We start from the raw sequence: 18,737 nt of genomic DNA, 5'->3' as shown, positions 1-18,737 counted from the left end.
CGTCTACTCCGGACAGTCGGCCCGGGTCACGGCCACCCCCGCATCTCACCCAACGTGACATCCATGGGCATCGACCGACTTTTGAAAGACCTTCCACCATGCCCAGAACCATTCGACATTGACAAACAGCGATCAGGAACGCCGGGCCGAAGAAGCCGGCGTCAGGCGCGAATCATCGAGGGTAGCACTATGGCAACTGATCCAGAAGCGTCATCCACTTCCCGATAGCTTCCTTGCCAACTGCATCGGAGATTAGGGCCTCGGCACCCACAAGGGGGGTAAGTAGATTCCTAATAGAGCGAAGGCGTCTAATATCTTCCTGGCTTGCCCGGCGCCAATTGGCCACGAGAGCCGATGCCTCATTGAATTCCATCGGCAACGCACCAAGGAATATAGCCATCGCAGCGTCGGGGTTCCGCAACGAATCGGAGGACGGCCCAACGGCGGCCATCAGCGCACTCATCAAATTTATCTGCCTTACCGCCGATTCAGTCGGATCGAGGTCCGCCGACAGCATTGCCCTGTCCAGCGCGCCTGCTAGTCCGTTCCATTCGTCAGGGCCTACATCTTCAGCTTCCTCCACCAGTCGACTAGAGAAAATCTCCACCAACCCGCGGCCTTCTTGCTGACCTAGGTTTACAATGTTGCTTTCAGATCGAATCCATGTAGCCAGAGTCCGCAGGTCCATGTGGACCAGGTCCTCGAAAAGCGGTGTCATCAGAACCCTATCCCGAACATAGCGAACGCATCCTTCCCTATCTGCAAACTAGTAGCCGACGGCAGGAAGTGCCCGCTGTGGAAATTGATATCAAGACCATAGTATCCAGACGAAGACGAACCGGCAATCTCAGCCTCACCAGCGGCTGCCACTGATGCGCCCCGACTTAGGACTGCGTGCGATACTCAATTCCATTCACATACTTCGGAATCACGACGAGGGTTCCGTCTTCCAAGACAACCCACTTTACAGTACCGGATTGGACTGCAGCGTCAAATTCGGGTGTGCCAGGTCGCGCTGGCTTGACACCCAGCTTGTCTGCTTTGGCGAGTTCTTGCAGCAGCGCACCTTTCATTTGATTCGGGAACAATGGCGCATCTGCTACATTTTCCCGCACCTGCCGTTGCCAGATGATGCCGATGATCGCGCGTTCCACCTCATCCCGATCAGTGGGTCTGTCAAACGAACGGCTCTGGCTCACTTTCGGTGGTGACATTCTGTAGCGGCATCGCAGGCACATGCGGGAGCCCCTGACGTCGGAACCTCAGGGCTGGCCGGCTTCGTGTGAAGGCTGCAAACCATGGATTCGCTACGCCTTTTGCCCCAATAATGCAGACTTATACAGGGCTGCCGTCTAGCCGACTGGTCCGCTACTCTCTGCTACCACCGAATATGAGCCAGAGCCGTTCGTTTTACAGTCCCCACGCCCACCAACACCGAACCGCCCAAGCGGGAAGTTCCGGCCCAGCGCTGGGCCGTGACAATCCCTTCACCGCCACCAGCACGGCGACCGCTTCCGGGATCGACCGCACCGCTAACGGCACGCCGCCCAGCGGCCGGGCTTCCCGCTGATCTCGACCGACGGGCGCCCATCGATAAACTTACATGCGAGGCCAGCCGTGACGGCAACCCTGACGGCAACGCAGGCCGACCTTCGCGCACCCGGGGGACCGATGGCTACTCTGCGTGCGGCACAACTTCACCCCACGCAGGTTGAAGACCGTCGGCGATTTCATAGCCTCTAGCTGCAGCCTCGTTCAATATAACGACGATATTGTCCGGCAAGTAACGAATGAAATTGCCCTCGGTCTCACCGAGTGCGACTGTTACTGATGATCCATTCGAGAGTCCGACCCGGACGGACCACGGCCTGACCGATAAGTCGTCGCTATGGATGCAGAAGGAAACGGCGACCATTTCCACAAAACTGCCGATGATGCCCAACCAGTCCTGATGCCCGCTAACATCAACGAGGTCAACGAGGTCACTTGAAATCCGTTCTTCTTCGCGGCCTAGCGTCAGAGATAATCCTTCTTTGCGACCTGGCGTCGCCCACGACAGTTCCAGACCGAGTCCCGTCTCCGTGACTAATTCGACTCCCATGCCGACGTCATGAACACCTTCGATATCACTGTAGTTTGACCAGCCAGTACCGGCCGGAGTCACATACCGCGCACCAACCAGCCGTTGGCCAGCAAGTGTCCCCGCCAGCTCGCTGAGTCGGCCATCATCCGCTCTATGCAACGTGGCTGGCTCTATAGTGATCACGAGAATTTCCCGAAGTACTGGAATACACCGTTACTGTCGAAGGCTGCGCCGGCGCCATCCGGGCGAATGTAATAGTTTCCGCCATTGAAGCTGCCACCATTGATGGGCACACGCCGCGTCCCAGGCGTCGTCAGGATATCGTCCAAATAGTCCTGGCCCGCTGTGTCCAGTTCTTTTCCTGGCACCTTCGGAAGTTCCCCTCTACCCATGTGCTTCTGGTATTCCCGACCGGCGTGGGTCAAACCACCCTTGGCAGGACGCGCCCCAGTTGCCGAGAGATCATCCAGACCGGGCCAGCATCCGTTCGTGTTGTGCACCAACACCGGTACGTTGCCGGCGAGCACATAGTACGTGTGGAGGCCGTTGACGCTGAGGTTGTAGGCAGTGCCGCGCCTCGACAACCCGTCCGCAGGCCTGTCGACCAGCGCTCCGGTGCCGGTGGGCGTCCTCAGCAGATCACCCTTGTCGAGGTCGGCTGCCGGCTGCCACTGTTGGTCGCTGGCGTTCCAGAAGGGGTGATCCTCCGTGGTGGTGAGGTCGGCGCCGTCGACGGACAGTGCGACGAGTTCGTCTTCATGGATCCACAGGTGGGTGACGACTCGTGGGCCCTGCTCACCCGTCACCGGATCAGTCGCCAGGACCTCGTCGCCGACCTTGATCTCCTTGATCGGCTTGACGGTCCCGTCTGCCAGGAGGACGTCCGTGTCCCCGGCAAAACTGCAGAATCCGGATTCCTGCCACGCCGGCGTGACACCTCTCTGCGTCGGCAACTCGGCACCGGGCGGCAGAACCGCACGCCCCAGCGACGTCATGCCCACTGGCAGCGCAAGGCCATCCTCGTCCGGCAGCGGCTCCATGGTGGCCCAGTAGCCGGGCCACAACACGTCCTGTATCCACTTGCGGCAGGCCGCGTCGTCGATGACCCCGCACACCTGCATCGCCAGCTCGAATTCCTGATGCATCACCTGGCCCGGGTCCCACCCCTTGGCGGCGCCTATGACGTCACCATGGGAGTCATTCCAGAGTTGGGTGAACCGGTCGATGTCGATGGCCTCGGGAACCAGGATGACGTGGCCGAGGGTCCTCGGATCGTTCCATTTCATCGTGCTGGAGCACCTGATCGGCCAGCAACTGTTCTTCTGTTTGCTCCTCCGGTTTGCCTGCTCATTGCCTGGCTTGTATTCGGAGCAGCCGCCCGCGACCTTCGCGCAATCCTCGTCGATAAGGCCGCTGGGATCGCTGAACGTCGTTGGGTTGTTGTGGGAGTAGGTGTAGCCGTGCCACTGCTGGGGATCAGCCAGGTCCTGGAGTGGGTCGACGCTAATGAAGCGCCCGGTGGCGGGGTCGTACTCGCGGGCACCGAGGTGGGTCAGCCCGGTGTTGTCGACGGTCCCGCCGACAAAGCCCTTGTCGTTGGGCCAACTCACACCGGTCCCGCGGTCCTGGCCGTACGGCAGCTGCCGGCGGATGGTCGCCTGCTGTGATATAGCGGCCACGCTGACCTGGGCGGTGCCATGGTGGTCGTTGGACAGCCAGTTCAGCCCCGTGGCATTGCGGGAGGCGATCGTGGCGCCCGCGTGGGAGTAGTAACGGGTGCAGGTGGTGGCACCGGTGGCGGTGGTATAGCGGAGTTCCTGGCCGGGCAGGTAGAGGGTGGAGCCGGTGGGATCGCGGCGGATCAGCCGGTTGCCGTCGGCATCGTAGATGTACCTGGTCGTCCCGGTGGTGTCCGTGGAGGTGTCCAGGTGACCTTCAGCGTCCCAGGTCAGGGTCTGGACACCCGAGGAGTTGGTGGGGCGGGTGAGAGTGTTGCCGGTCTGGTCGTAGGTGTAGGAGCCAGTTTGCGCGCCGCTGGTGCCGGTGAGGGTGTGCGGCTGCGGGCTGCCTGCGGCGGGATAGGTGTAGGTGGTGGTGGCATTCCCGGCGCTGGTGTGTTCGGTCTGGGTCTGCCGGTTGCCGACGGTGTCGAAGGTCCAGCTGTGCCAATAGGGCGCTGGGCCACCGAGGGCGGCGACGGTCGACGCGGTGGCGCAGTCCCCAGTGGTGGGGGTCCATGCCTGGGTGAGCCGGCGGAGGTGGTCGTAGCCGAAGCACTGGGTGTCGTCGACCGGGGCCGGCGCAACATCCTGGGCCTTGACGATGTTGCCGGCGGGGTCGTAGGTGTAGCGGACGTCGGCGAGGATGTACGGGGCGGTCGAGTCCCGGTCGGTGCGGATTCCGGTGAGCCGGCCGGTCTCCAACTCCCGGGTGAACGCCTGCTGGACGCGTCCTCCGCTGCCCGTGTACAGGTGGTACTGACTGGTCTGGCCGAGGGCGTTGTAGTCGGTGCCTTCGACATAGGAAAGGTTGCTCGACCCCCCGTAGATCGTGTCGAGGGTGGTGGGCAGGCCGAGGTCGCTGTAGCCGTACTGGAGGGTCTCGCTGGGCAGGTCGCTGTTGGTGGACGAGAAACTGGTCGAGGCCAGCGAGCCGTCGCGGTTCCAGCCGTTGAAGGAGTTGTAGGTGCCGCCGAGCCCGGTTTCGGACGTGGGGATGAGGGCCTGAGTACCGGTGGGCTGGTAGAGGTCCGTGTAACCGGTGACCTTGACCTGGTACATGGCGCCGCCGATGAAGCGGGTGCTGAATGTGAGCTGACCCTTGGCGATGGTGTCATACCCCCACTGGCCCCGAATGGTGCCGCCGATCTGGTCTTCGTAGGCGCCACGCTTGCGGTCCAGCGGGTCGTATAGGTAGGCGAGTTTCTCGCCACGGGCGTCTTCGGTGGCGGTGACGCGACCTGCGTTGTCGTAGGTGAAGGTGGTCACGCCCTTGTCGGGGTCGTCGGTCGTCGTCTTGCGGCCCCGGATGTCGTAGGTGGATGTCCAGTCGTTGCCCGCCGGGTCGGCGAAGGCCACCAGTTGGCCCTTGCGGTCGTAGGTGTAGGTGCTGGTGTCCCAACTGCCGGCGGTCCCCGGGGTCGGCGTCGTCCCGTGGTACTGGCGTAGCTGGACGGTGCGGCCTCGGGCGTCGGTGACGGTCGAGGTGGCGGTGCCGCCAGCCGGTGGTGTGACGTCGGTCCGGTCGCCGGCATAGTAGGTGCTGGTCCGCCAGCGCTCGGTGTCGTAGGGCTGGAAGATCGATGCGGTGGCACGGCCGGCGCCGTCGTAGGCGGTCCTGCTCTGGGTGGGCACGAAGGCCTGCTCCGTCGCGGTCACCAGCGTGGTGCCCGGCGTGCCGGCGGCATGATACGGGTCGAACGCCTTCACCTGCCGCCCGGCGGTGTCGTAGAACGTGTCGGTAAGCAGCCGACCGCCGGACGGCGACGGCGCCTGGGTCTGCCGGGGCCGCAGCAGGCCGTCGTAGAAGGCGTAGGTGGTGACGTAGTTGCCCTGCGCGTTCAGCCTGGCGGTCGTGACGACGGTGGCGGCGTCGTTGCGGACCTGGTACGCGAAGGTCATGTCGGCGCTGTCGGTGCCTTTCGTCCGACCCGGCAGCCACACGGAGGTGAGCCGGCCCAGCCCGTCGTGGGACAGGTCAGTGCGCTTGCCATTCGCGTCGACCGTCGCCGTCGCCGTGCCCCAGGCCGGCTCAAGCGTCGTGGTCGCGACATGCAGCAGGGGGTTGGTCACGGTCGTCGCCGTGACCGGGCCGCCACTGGCCGGGGTGTACGCGGTCTTCGTCTCGTAGTTCATCGCGTTACGCGAGGAGACGACCCGGCCCTGCACGTCGTACCCGGCCTGGACGACGGTGGTGAAGGTCGGCGCGCCAGCGTTCCAGGCCGCCATCACCTCAGTACGCGTGGTCAGGCCCCGGGTGGGTGTCGCCTCGAACGCGTTGCCGTCATACGAGGTCCGGGCCTCGCCGATGACGTCGTCCTCGCCCAGCGAGGTGGGGGTGGCGGCATCGGCGCACTTCACCGCGTAGCTCTGCACCCGGTGGACCCGGTCCATCAACCAGACGCTGGTGTTACGCGGCGTGTAGTCCGTCTTGGCGCACTGCTCATCGCCGGCGACATTGTCGTCACCGAAGTCGTCCACGCTGACGGGCATCCCGTACGCGTCGAAGCTGGTGGTCGTCCTGGTTACCCGCTCCCCACGACCCGCGTCCAGCGCCGTGTAGCTGCGGGTCGTGCCGATCCTGGTGAACCGGGCAGTGACGGTGTCCCCGTTGACCGTCCGGGTGGCGGTCGCCGCGGATGCCCACGGATCGCTGGTCCCCCGGGACACCACCGGGCCGCCCGGCCCGTTGAACGTCTTGGACTCCCGGACCGTGCCGGCATACCAGTCCTCGTCGGCGATCCCGTCGACGGTGACCGACCTGGTGCCGCCCGTCGGCGTCGCCCGGTCGCCGTTCATGCCCCGGAAGTAGCGGGTTTCGGCATAGGTCTGTTCGCCGGGATCACCGACGGTCACCCCGACCCGGCCGTAACCGCGAAAGTCCGACCAGGTCTTGTGCTTGCTGTCGATGATCCCGTCGTCGTCGTTGTAGTGCCACGCCGCACCGTCGAGGTAGCTGTACGAGTAGGCGACGCGCGGGCTGCCCTGTGGGACGACCCCACCGGTGTTGTTGTTCTCGAAGATCGTGGTGACGACATACTTGTGGAACCAGTCCGTCACCGGATCCTGATAGCCCTCCGGGGTCCAGATCACCGGATAGCAGCGGCGGGTGTTCGTGTGCGGCGTGGGCGTCTGCCCGGCGACGCAGTCCGGTGCAGAATAGGTGACACTCGTGGTGCCGCCCGACTCGGTGCGGATCTTCGTGATCCGCATCCAGTTCATCGCTGCGGCGAAGTCCCCCGTGTCGACCCGGTTGGACAGCTGGACCGAAGTGAACTCGATGTCCGGCACGGTGGTGGTGGCACCCACCAGGCCGGTGTGGGAGATGCGGTCGAGCCACAGTCCGGCGCGGGTGCCGTCGCCGGGATCGGGGAAGGTGTGCGTGAGGGTCCATCGCTCGACGTCGCGATAGCTGCTGCCGTCGCGCACCTGCGTGGTGATGGAGGCGAGCCGCTTGGTCGTCCAGAACGTCGGCGCGAAGTTGTCCGTGCAGGAGGTGCCGGTGCATTCGCTGTCCCACGGCGTGTCGGGCCAGTGGGTCTCGTCGTGTGTGGCGCAGCCGCTCAGGCACCGGTCCGCGACGGTGAAGTCGACCCGCAGCGGAGCCGGCGAGTCGAGCGCCGACTCGACGCCGCTGTCTCTCCGGGTGCCGTAGTCGATCCGGTCCAGCCAGCCACCCCGGTCGTAGCTGGCATCATCGTCCGCGTCCCGGTTACGGCCGTACTTGTTGGTCTCCTTGACGTACCAGTACGAGGCCGAGTTGCCGTGCAGGTCCACGATGTAGTCCAGGTTCCACCGCCACGCCTGCACGCAGTCGGAGTCGGCGAACGCGGTCGCGTGACACGGCTCCCCGGGATCGTTGCCGAACACCGGCATCGTCCACGTCGAGTTGGTCACCGGATCGCCAGACGCCCAGCCCGGCAGGCGCTGGGCACCGAACCAGTACTGCATGCCGTCGGTGGTGGTGACCACCCAGTACTCGCCGTCGTTGTCCCCGTTGGCCGCCCCGGTCTTGCGCTCGACGCGGGACCCGTCGTCGTTGCGTAGGTGCCAACGGTCTTCCGACGAGTTGTAGATCAGCTCACCGGAGTGGCCGTTGAGCGACAGCGTGGCGTTGTCGGTCTCCCAGCACCGGTCGCCGGTCTCCAGGTCGTTGTTCGCCGAACCGTCCATGTCCTCGGCGCAGGCCCGGTAGCGCCGCTCGATGTGCCCCCCGGGCCAGGCCTCGAAGCCCTCACCCACCCACGACGGCTGGTTGTTCGACGCCGCGTGTCGGCCGTCGACCGACTGGGACGAGTAGTTCAGTGCCAGCTGCGGCGCGGGCCCGCCGGGTGCCGGGGGCACCCGCATCGGGTAGGACCACGTGAAGGCACCCGAGTTGCCTCCCGCCGACCACGTCGATGACGGCTGCAGCGGCGTGGCCGAATAGTCTCCGGCGGGCCCGGACGGGGCAGCCGTCACCGCGACCAGGCTGGTGGCCGCATCCACCGGCACGGTAGCTGTCACCGTACGGGCAGCGAGATCGTTGCGGGACGGCAGTGGCGTACCCGCGCACTGCCTCTTCTCCGGCGTACGCAGCGCGCACTCCGGCAGTGACACCAGCCGCAGCCGACTCGACCAGTCAGCCCCGTACCCGGTGGCGAAAGAGCGGTAGTCCACCGTGACGTCGACCCGACCGGCACCAGCCGCCCTGTCCGCGCGGCCGATCGACAGCAACACCCCCCGCACCTGAGCGCGATGTGTTGCCGCCCGGTCCAGGACCTCCAGCCGCACCCGCTGCGGATCAGTCGCAGCCGAGCGACCCGTCCCAGATGCTGGCCTGAGCCGTACCGGCGAACCGCCCGCGCGGACCGGCTTGCCCGGCTGCGCGGACGTCAGGTCGACCACGGCCGCGCCCGGCGCCGGCCACACCGGTGCCGGCTTGGCACTCGCCGCCCGGGGTTGTTCGGTCTGATCGTCCGGGCGAGTCTTGACCGCGCTCACGGGCACTGTAGGCACCGATTTGGCTGCTGGTCTGGTGGGCCTAGCGGCCTCCGCAGCCGGGGCTGGAACCCCCATCAGGTTGGCCAGCATGACGACGGCAACACTCACTGCCACACCGGAGCGGCGCACCGTACGACGGCGGACCCGCCGCATCGGCGAGAGATCGGGGACGGCGGGCAGGTTGGACATCACCGAGGGCCTCCGGAGGGTCCGAGATTCAGGGGCTGGGCGCGGTCGAAACAGGGTCATGGCGTGAGCGGGTCGAACCTCAGCCCCAGCCCGGGGCGAAGGACAGGTTGGCGATGTGTGTACTGGATCGCGGAAGTGCCGTCGGCGTTCTCGATGCCGACGGTGGCGGCACCGCCGCGCTCGAGGAAGGTTCCGTCGTTGTCGGTGTAGGCGAAGCTGTAGCCACCGGCTTCGTCGAGGATGGCCTGGAAGGTGATCCGGGTGAGGGGATCCTCGTAGGAGTGGACGTTGCGCCATTCGATGACGAACTGCCGGTTGGGTGCGCTGCCGCGCACGGCGGTGCGGACGCTGGCATTGCTGTCGACGACCCAGTCGTGCCAGAGCGGATAGAGCGCGGCGTTCGGCTCCTCCGGGCTGGCCGGCGAGGGGATCGGCCAGGCGTCGGGCGAGGGTTCGCCGGGGTCGACGAAGCTGACCACGCCGTTGCTGTCCACCCAGCCGGTGCTGTAGCTCTGCCCGTAAAGATTCACGGGGAAGGGCAGGGCGACCGAGGTATACGCGTCGTCCCCCGTGACCGGCAGCACGGTGGTGTTGGCGGGGACGTACGCCACGGCCTGCTCAGCCAGCGTGTACCCACCGCCGGCGGGCGTGGCGGCCCGGGCGAAGTCGGCGGTCGCCTGGGTGCTGGTTCCGACCACGACCTGCCGCACGTCGGAGCCCTTGCAGGTGCCGCTGGGCACGGTGGCGATCGCCGCCCAGGATCCGGCCGGCACGGCGGTGACCTGGTAGGTGCCGTCCGCTGCGGTCGTCGCCGTCGCGCCGGCAACCGCGACGCTCGCCCCGGCGACGGGGGTGCCCTGGCAGGTGATCGTGCCGGTGACGCTGCCCAGGCCCGGCGGGTTGGGCTTGAACGTCACGCCCTGGCCGCTGGCCAGCCAGTTCTCCCGGTGCAGGTACTGGAAGCCGATGGACCCGTCGGCGTTCTCGATGCCGACGGTGGCCTCGCCGCCCCGCTCGATCGGCTTGGTGGGATCGATACCGCTGTACGCCAGGGTGACGTCGCCACCCTCGCTGAAGATCACCTCAAAGGTGGTGCGGGTGTTGGTGTCGCCGTAGGCGTGGACGTTGCGCCACTCCACGACCCACTGCCGGTTGGGGGCGGTGCCGCTGATCTTGGTGGCGATCGCCGCCTGCGTGTCGACCACCCAGTCGTCCCAGTGGACGTAGACGGCGGCGTTCGGGGAGCCCTCGGCGGCCGGCGACGGCAGGGTGCCCGGGATGGAGCCGATCCAGCCGAAGTAGGCCGGGTCCTTGAAACTGATCAGACCGTTGGCGCTGATCCAGGCCGAGGTGTAGGACTCCCCGTAGAGCTTCACCGGGAACGGGGGGTTTTTCTGCCACACCGTCTCGTCGCCGGTCCAGCCCTCCGTCACGTTACCGGTGACGAACGCCGTCGCCCCGGTAGTGCACTTGTAGCCGAACTCGTCGCCGTCGACCATCACCGACAGGTCCACGTCGGACGTACCGCCGGGATGGTCGACGGTTTCCTTGGCGTACTGGCCGGCGCACCGGCTGTCGCCGGTGGCTGCGGCGACCGCGTACTCGCCCACCGGCACGGTGGTGAACTGGTAGCTGCCATCAACGCCCGTGGTGGCGCTGCGGTTGCCCGGGTTCAGGGTGACCGTAGCCCCCGCGACCGGCTGCCCGGTCACGGCGGTGGTGAGGACGCCCCTGACGGTGCCGGTGGGGGCCGGCGTGTAGGTAATGGAAGTGTTGCCGGTGAGCGCTGCCTCCTGGAAGGAATAGAGCGCGGCCACCGTGCCCGAGCCGTTCTCCAGGCCCACGGTCGCGCCCGCGCCCTGCTGGACCGGGGTCGACATGGCACCGTAGTGGAACGCGATCCGCCCGTCCTCGTGGAAGATCACCTCGAAGGTCAGCCGCCCAGTGCTGGGCGGACGGAAGTTGACGTTGCGCCACTCGACCACGTACGACCGGTTCGGGGCCGCGCCGAAGGTCTGCGTCCGCACGCTGGCCGACGCGTCCACCTCGAAGTCGTCCCAGAACGGGGCCACCACGGCGTTGGGGGCCGTCGCCGTCGGCATCGTCGGGTTGGCCCACGTGTCGGGCTCACCCGAGACGCTGCCGAAGCTGACCAGGCCGTTCGTGTGCACCCGGCCGGTGGTGTACGACTGCCCGTGGAACTGCACCGGGAAGGGCAGCGTCACCGACGTCGCGGCGTCGTCGCCGGTCAGGGCAAGGACCGTGGACGCCGCCTGAAAGCCGGACGCGCCGGTGGCGCAGGCATAGCCCAGGCCACCGTAGTCGGGGCCGAGCTGAAGGTTGCGGACGATGTCAACAGAGAGCTCCACCTGGGCGCGGACCGCGACACCGCACCGGCCGGCGAGCTTCGCCGACACGGTGTAGCTGTCCGCGACCAGACCGGTGAAGGTGTACGCCCCGCCAGCGCCGGTGGTGGCGCTCACGCCGGTCGGGTCGAGCGAGACCGTGGCACCCACGACGGGGGTGCCGGCCGCGTCGGTCAGCACGCCGGAGAGGTTGTGCGTCTCCAGCCCACCCGCGACGTCCGGGCGGACGAAGGTGATGGCCCTGGTGCTGGCCAGCACCGGCTCACCGATCGAGTACGACAGGCCGTCCTCGCCCGCGTCCGCCTCGATCCCGACGATCGCGTTGGCGCCCTTCTCCGCATTGCTGTCAAGCTGGTCGTAGTTCGTGGTCACCGTGCCGTCCGGCGCGAGCACCGCCTCGAACGACAGCCGCGCAGTGGTGTCGCCCTTACGGTGCACGTTGCGCCACTCGACGACGAACCGCTGATCCGCGCCAGTGCCGGTGGTCGCGGTCCGCACACTCGCCGACCCGTCGACCACCAGGTCATCCCAGAACGCAGCGACGAGGGCATTCGGGTCCGCCGGGGCCGGCAACTGCCCACCACCGGTGTACGGGTGCGAGCCTCCGGGGTCGGTGAACGACAGCAGACCGTTGGTGTCCACCCAGGCGCTACGGTACGCCCCACCGTAGAACGGGAACGCGAACGGCAACTGCACCGCGGCCACGGCGTCGTCACCAGTCAACGCCAGCGTCGTACCGGCGGCGGTAAACGCCGTGGTCTGCTCGGTACAGATCGTCCCCAGGTCGTCACTGATCGCGGCGAGGAAGATGTCGAGGGTGTGTCCCCCGCCCTCAATCTCGACCGCATCGCTGAACGCCAGGCCACACCGGCCGCCGAAAGCAGCGGTAACCGTGTACGAGCCGGTCGGGAAGTTGGTCAGGGCATAGCTGCCGTCGATCCCGGAGCTGGCCTGGTATCCACCCGGTTCCAGCCGGATGACGGCACCGGCTTGCGGCACGAAGTTGGGATCCCACACGGTGCCCGACAGGCTCGCCGGAGGCGACACTGCGAACGGCTTCTCCGCCACACCGCTGGGCCGGTTGCCATCGTCCACAGCAGCCGCGTAGACGCGCCGCTCACCGGTGACACTGCCCACGTTGATCGTGACGGTCGCCGTGCCACCCGCAGTGGTGGCGTTCACGGTGGCGTTCAGGCCGTCGTCGTTGACGCTGTATTTGAACTGCGTGACGTTCGTGTCGCCGCCCGCGTCGAACGTAACCGTCAGTTGACCACCTGCGAGGGCCTCGGCCCCGTCCGGGAAGGTGATCGTCGGGGGCAGCGGCACGGCCAGCGACGCCAGGTTGGCCGGGGTCTCGATGAAGTTGTAGAACCGCACGTCGTCGACCGCCCCGGTGAAGTAGCTGTCGTACGCGCCGTTCCACTTGCGCTTGCCGACCGCCACCTCGGCGGTGGCGTCGAAGCCACCCGTGATGGTGGTCGTGGCGGTCTGGGCCACGCCGTTGACGTACAAGGTCATCTTCTTCGTCGACCCGTCGTACACGCCCGCGAGGTGGGTCCACTTGCCCGCCGCGGGCGCCGCGTCGGACAGCACGCTGTAGAGCGTGGCGTTGTCCGAGTCGGCGGCGGCCATGGTGAACCGCCAGCGCTGGCTGCTGCCGGCGTAGCCGAGGTGGTATGCGGACATGCGGGAGCCGCTGGTGCTGACCACGGTCTGCACCCCGGCGCCCGCCGTCGAGCTGAGCTTGGCCCATGCGGCGACGGTGAAACTCGCGTCCGTCCGCACCGGGGTGGAGACACCGGTGTCCGGGTGCGGGGTGTTGAGCGTGCCCGTCAGGGTCGCCGCAGTAGTACCGGACAGCGACAACGCCGAGCCCACGCCGGAGCGCCCGGCGACCCGGCTGGCCGAGCCCATGGCCAGGGTGTTGCCGTGGCCGGTGGCATCCGTGGCGGTGGCGCCGGTCTCCTCGAACGTCCACTGCGCCGCCGGGCCGGAGCCCGCGCTGACGCTGAACGTGTACGTCACCGGGGTGGAGAACCGCCCCGCGTGGTCCTTCGACCACACGTACAGCGTGTTCACCCCGTCGTGCAACGGGGGCAGGGTGATCGATGCCCCGTAGTCCGTGGACCGAGCCGGCACGGTCTTCGCCGCGGTCAGCACCCCGGAATCGAGGCTGTAGGCGTACTCCTTCACCTCGTACGGCCGGGTGCCGGGCGCGGTCACGGCGAACGTGCCGGCCAGGCCCACCCCGCCGTGCGCCACCCCGTCATCGGTGTAGTCCGTGGACGCGACGTCCGCCGGCGCCGGCGGCGGTGTCGCGTCGACCGTGAACTCACACGTGCCGGACCAGGCGCTGTTGTGCGAGCCGTCCCACGTCCGGGCCTGCCACACGTAGCTCGCCCCGTCGGTCAGCCTGCCCGCCGGGATCGTCGGCCCCACCGGTCCGGGGTTGCCGTTGGCCTGGGAGATCTTGTCCGTCTCGTTGCGCGAGCCACCCACCGGCCACCAGTAGAACCAGGTGGTCAACGACTGCTGCGACACGTCCGGGTCGGACTGCTTCGCCGCCAGCGCCGGCGTCGTGGTCAACACGTACGGCCGCGACGTGCCGGTGAGGCAACCCTTGCCGTCCGAGCTACGGTCAGCCGGCGCGTTCGGGTCCGTGTTGAAGGTGATCGCAAGCTTCGGCGAGGCGTGGTTGAACCGCTTCCACTGGTCCTTCGTCCCCTCGTCGACCGCGCGCAGACCCACCGTCAGGTTCGACCACTTGCTCGCCGCCGCCTTCGCCACCATCGACGTCACGTTGAACTCGATCGTCCCGGTGCCCAGACAGCCGTGCGCGGCACCGTACTTTCGGTTCCCGACCGCCTGCGAGGTGTAGTTGCTGTACCAGGTCGGCTGATTGTTCCAGGTCGTGCCCGACGAGATCGCCCCCGTCATCCACACCTTCGCGTTCGACTTCGGGCTGCACGTCCACGACCACCGTTGCTCCACCCGGAACTGGGCGCTGAGGATGTGCGTGCCCGCGACCCTGGCGGTGTTCATCCGGAACAGCGACCGGATGATGTGGTCGGCGCAGCCCGAGCAGTCCTCGGTACGCCCCGCACCCGCCGACCCGACCGTCTTGCCGTTGTAGAGCGCCGTGGAGTTCTGCCAGAAGGAGCTCGACTTGTACTTGCTCCACACCGACGTCCACGCGTTGCTCGCGATCCCGCCGGTCCACGACGGGTCGATGTAGATCGGCAGCTTGGCCCGCTGATCGGCCAGCATCGCCTTGTCCGGGACCAGCGTCATCGTGTCGCCGTCGACCCGCACAGGCATCACGGCCCGTCGGGCACCCTCAGGTGCGTCGTCCCGGCCCGCCGCAGTACCGTCGGTCCTGGCACCCACGGCTCCGGCCTCGGCCGCTGTCGGCTTGCGCGACGGGCCGGCAGCCTGCCCCCTGCCCTTCTCCAGAGTTCCACCCACAGGATCCCCGGCCTCGGAGGAGTCCCACATCAAGGGAGCCGGGGCAGCAAAGACGATGCCGCCCTTGTTGTCCCGCGCGGCGAGCCCGCCACCGGAGGACGGGCCGACCGTGACGCCCTTCGTCTCCACACCGAACCGCAGCGTCGCCAGCTTCGGGTTCGCAGCGGCGGCGCGGGTCTTGACGACCAGCACCTCCGAGAAGCCGAGCGGCTGGGCTGTCACCTGGAGGTCCACGTCGGGCAGGACGTCCCGGTAGGTGGCCGTGGAGCCGTTCACGACCGGCGCGGGCAGCTTTCCCGGCCAGGAGACCTCGATTCGACGGGACCCGTCGCGCAGCGTGGCGAACGGACCGTCGCCCCCCTTGGCGGAGAAGACCATCGGCAGCACCGTGGCCCGGGGCGCGATGCCCCCGGCGGTGGCCTTGAGCGTCGTGTCCACCGGCACCCATGACCCGCCCTTACGCACCCGAGTGGGCTCGATCGTCTGCTCGAGCGTCTGCGAGCCGTCGACGTTGGCGAACGTCTGCGACCACTCCGTGCGCTCGGAGAGGATCTCCACCCGCCGACCACAGGTCGCCACCATCCGCCGGGCCGCATTCCCGTTCGGCTGCTCCTCGACACACGCGCCCTTCGGCGGCGCGGCAGCGGCAGCGGCAGCGGCCGGCACGCCGAGAGCGGTGACCACGGAGGCCGCGGCCGTCACCCCTGCCAGCCAGCGCCGGAAGAACCCTGAACGGCCCCGCGAAATGTACGCAGGCGTACGCCAACCAGCCATCGGCCAAACCCCCGTGATCACGCCTGACGGTGCGTTCAGACAGTAGAGATGAGAGTTGTTCGATGTAAAGGTCGACTACAACTTGCCAACACAAGACGGACAACCGCATCGCAAAACAACCGAGCCGACCACCGTGAGTGATTGCTCGTACATGCGGGTTGCGGCGGCGGGAAGGCCAGCGGCGGCTGCGGTGAGTACGGGCTTGGCGACCTAAGCGTCAGGGCTGCCGGTGCCCTCGGACTCCACGCCGTTGGCCCGCAAGATTCGCCGGACCTGCTCACGGCCATAGCCGGCGACTCGGGCGACCTCGCCAACCCGCCGACCGCCCCGGTATGCCGTCACGATCGCGGCGGCCAGCCGCTCGCGCACCTTGGGCACATCAGCACGGGCCGAGGCGACTTCCGCGAGCCCATCCTGTACCCGCTGGAGCGCCGCTCGGTACGCCTCCGACGCCGCCTCAAGGTCGCCCGCCATGTGGCCAACTCTGACACGCGCACCGCATCCCACCTCAAGCCGGCTGCGCCCCGGCCGTCGCTGGCCGACAGTTGATCACCCGAGGCGGCACCTACGCGGGCAGGGTCAGGCAACGCTCGTTCGCTGACGACGTTGCCGTGACTCCTATGCGTCAGGGCTGCCGGTTGCCTCGGGCGGGACGTGCCAGCCCACCCCGGGAACCATGACGGCCAGACGCTCGGCCGCCAGTGCGTCCATTGCCTTGGAGGCGGTCTCGCGCGCCACCCCGTAGGTCTGGGTCAGCGTCTTCTCGGACGGGAGCCGGCTCCCCGGCGGGTAATCGCCGACCTCGATCGCCTTTCGAAGGATCGCGGCGAGTTGCCGGTATCGCGGCACCGGCGACATCGGGTCGATCCTCGCAGTCATGGCTTCATCATGGCGGGCAACAGGAGCACCCACGGCAATAGCGGCGCCCAGGGCACCCTAGGCAGCCTATGCACGAGGACGATAGAGTCCCTGGCATCCCTCGGGGGCTTGGCGGGCCGCACCCCCTCGAAGCGTCCGAGGGCCTCCAAAAGAAGCGGCCCCCGGCAGGCGCAGCCACGCGAACCGGGGGCCTTGATCGGACATCGGAGGTCCGACCCGATGAACAGTTTCCCTGACCGCCTCCAGCCGCCCCGCATCGGAAGGCGCGCCTCATGACGATCCTGGCGATCGGCCCACGGGAGCTACCGGACGGGGACACGGTAGAGGTGTGGTTCGACGCCGGTAGCGGGACGACAGGCCAGCGCGTCATGGTTCCCGTGCAGCGGCTGACCCTCTCCGGCCGGGATCGCGGAGAGGGCGCGACGGCCCTGTACGAGTACGAGTCGCACTACTGCCGGGGCTGACCCGAGCACCCGACACCAAGGAGCCCCGGCCAGCCGACCGGGGCTCCTTGGTCTGCGTGGGTCAGCGGCGGCCGACGGTGAGCACCGGCTTGGTGACCTCGGCGAAGAAGTCGTTGCCCTTGTCGTCGACGACGATGAAGGCCGGGAAGTCCTCCACCTCGATCTTCCAGACCGCCTCCATGCCCAGCTCCGCGTATTCGAGGACCTCGACGTGCCGGATGCAGTCCTGCGCGAGGCGGGCGGCGGGGCCGCCGATGGAGCCGAGGTAGAAGCCGCCGTGCTGCTGGCAGGAGCGGGTCACCTGGGCGGACCGGTTGCCCTTGGCGAGCATCACCAGCGAGCCGCCGGCGGCCTGGAACTGCTCCACGTACGCGTCCATCCGGCCGGCGGTGGTCGGGCCGAACGAGCCGGAGGCGTACCCCTCGGGGGTCTTGGCGGGGCCGGCGTAGTAGACGGCGTGGTCGCGCAGGTACTGCGGCATCGGCTCGCCCGCGTCGAGCCGCTCGGCGATCTTCGCGTGCGCGATGTCCCGGGCGACGACCAGCGGGCCGGTCAGCGACAGCCGGGTCTTCACCGGGTATTTCGACAGCTCGGCGCGGATCTCGGCCATCGGCCGGTTCAGGTCGACGCGCACCACGTCGGAGGCGTCGAGGGTCTCGTCGGTGACGTCGGGGAGGTAGCGCGCCGGGTCGGTTTCGAGGCGCTCCAGCCACACGCCCGACGGGGTGATCTTGGCGACGGCCTGCCGGTCCGCCGAGCAGGACACGGCGATCGCCACCGGGCAGGACGCGCCGTGCCGGGGCAGCCGGACGACCCGCACGTCGTGGCAGAAGTAGCGCCCACCGAACTGCGCCCCGATGCCGAAGTTGCGGGTCAGCTCCAGCACCTCCGCCTCCAGTTCCAGGTCGCGGAAGCCGTGCGCGGTCATCGAGCCCTGCGTGGGCAGCGCGTCCAGGTACTTCGCGGAGGCGTACTTGGCGGTCTTCAGTGCGTATTCCGCGCTGGTGCCGCCGATGACGATCGCCAGGTGGTAGGGCGGGCAGGCGGCGGTGCCGATCAGCCGCAGCTTCTCCTCCAGGAACTGCATCATCCGCGTCGGGTTCAGCAGCGCCTTGGTCTCCTGGTAGAGGTACGACTTGTTGGCCGACCCGCCGCCCTTGGCCATGAACAGGAACTTGTACGCGTCGGGGTGCCCGTCCGGGTCCTCGGCGTAGAGCTCCACCTGCGCCGGCAGATTGCTGCCGGTGTTGCGCTCCTCCCACATGGTCAGCGGGGCGAGCTGCGAGTAGCGCAGGTTCAGCTTCGTGTACGCCTGGTAGACGCCCCGGGAGATCGCCTCCGCGTCGCCGCCGTCGGTCAGCACGTGCCGGCCGCGCTTGCCCATCACGATGGCGGTGCCGGTGTCCTGGCACATCGGCAGCACCCCGCCGGCCGCGATGTTCGCGTTGCGCAGCAGGTCCAGCGCGACGAACCGGTCGTTCGGCGAGGCCGCCGGGTCGTCGATGATCGCCCGGAGCTGGGCCAGGTGGGCGGGGCGGAGAAAGTGGGCGATGTCGTGCATCGCCTCGGCGGTCAGCGCGGTCAGCGCGGCCGGCTCCACGGTGAGGAACCGGCGCCCGCCCGGACCGTTGACGACGTCGACGCCCTCGTCGGTGACCAGGCGATACTCGGTCTGGTCGGCACCGGTCGGCAGCAAGGGGGCGTAGGAGAACGCGGCGGCACTGCTCATGAGCGGAAAGCCTAGGGCAGACCGGTCGATCGATCGCAACCGACGGGGGCCTGAAGGGACCTCGCTCTCCACACCGCTCTCAGCGCC

The 18,737-nt window shown here is 67.8% G+C and carries 9 protein-coding genes; 1 reads left to right on the top strand and 8 read right to left on the bottom strand.

The window, feature by feature from the left end; translation table 11 throughout:
- Window positions 1–187 precede the first annotated feature (187 nt).
- The 7 genes from ACFT41_RS22045 to ACFT41_RS22015 all read right to left on the bottom strand — a co-directional run bounded on the left by ACFT41_RS22045 (window position 188) and on the right by ACFT41_RS22015 (window position 16,457).
- Entirely contained in the window at window positions 188–718 is a 531-nt protein-coding gene (locus ACFT41_RS22045; protein WP_377586845.1) for a hypothetical protein, read from the bottom strand.
- A gap of 166 nt (window positions 719–884) precedes the next feature.
- Window positions 885–1,154: a hypothetical protein gene (locus ACFT41_RS22040; RefSeq protein ID WP_377586844.1), complete on the bottom strand. Its 270-nt coding sequence runs from the start codon at window positions 1,152–1,154 to the stop codon at window positions 885–887.
- Window positions 1,155–1,675: 521 nt separating this feature from the next.
- Complete coding sequence (locus tag ACFT41_RS22035; RefSeq protein WP_377586843.1) at window positions 1,676–2,266, bottom strand: hypothetical protein; 591 nt, start codon at window positions 2,264–2,266, stop codon at window positions 1,676–1,678.
- On the bottom strand, window positions 2,263–8,874 hold the full coding sequence (locus ACFT41_RS22030; protein ID WP_377586847.1) for an RHS repeat-associated core domain-containing protein: 6,612 nt from the start codon (window positions 8,872–8,874) through the stop codon (window positions 2,263–2,265). Before ACFT41_RS22030 ends, ACFT41_RS22035 begins: the two co-directional genes overlap by 4 nt.
- A gap of 155 nt (window positions 8,875–9,029) precedes the next feature.
- Window positions 9,030–15,506, bottom strand: a complete 6,477-nt coding sequence (locus ACFT41_RS22025; RefSeq protein ID WP_377586842.1) for a carboxypeptidase regulatory-like domain-containing protein — start codon at window positions 15,504–15,506, stop codon at window positions 9,030–9,032.
- Window positions 15,507–15,788: 282 nt separating this feature from the next.
- The gene (locus ACFT41_RS22020; RefSeq protein ID WP_377586841.1) at window positions 15,789–16,052 is read right to left on the bottom strand and encodes a hypothetical protein; all 264 of its coding nucleotides are present in this window, start codon (window positions 16,050–16,052) and stop codon (window positions 15,789–15,791) included.
- Between the two features lie 144 nt (window positions 16,053–16,196).
- Window positions 16,197–16,457 carry a GntR family transcriptional regulator gene (locus ACFT41_RS22015; RefSeq protein WP_377586840.1) on the bottom strand — a complete coding sequence of 87 codons (261 nt, stop codon included), beginning with the start codon at window positions 16,455–16,457 and terminating at the stop codon, window positions 16,197–16,199.
- Window positions 16,458–16,729: 272 nt separating this feature from the next.
- Between ACFT41_RS22015 and ACFT41_RS22010 the strand changes: the two genes are divergently transcribed.
- Window positions 16,730–16,921, top strand: coding sequence for a hypothetical protein (locus ACFT41_RS22010; protein WP_377586839.1), 192 nt, complete (start codon window positions 16,730–16,732; stop codon window positions 16,919–16,921).
- A gap of 61 nt (window positions 16,922–16,982) precedes the next feature.
- Here ACFT41_RS22010 and ACFT41_RS22005 read toward each other — a convergent pair whose 3' ends face one another.
- Window positions 16,983–18,650, bottom strand: coding sequence for a fumarate hydratase (locus tag ACFT41_RS22005; protein ID WP_377586838.1), 1,668 nt, complete (start codon window positions 18,648–18,650; stop codon window positions 16,983–16,985).
- Between the last annotated feature and the right edge of the window lie 87 nt (window positions 18,651–18,737).

Origin of the sequence: Micromonospora sp. NPDC057141, from assembly GCF_042670805.1 — a bacterium.
Taxonomy (GTDB): domain Bacteria; phylum Actinomycetota; class Actinomycetes; order Mycobacteriales; family Micromonosporaceae; genus Micromonospora.
The sequence above is the reverse complement of the archived record's forward strand: the minus strand, read 5'-3'. Positions and strand labels throughout refer to the sequence as shown.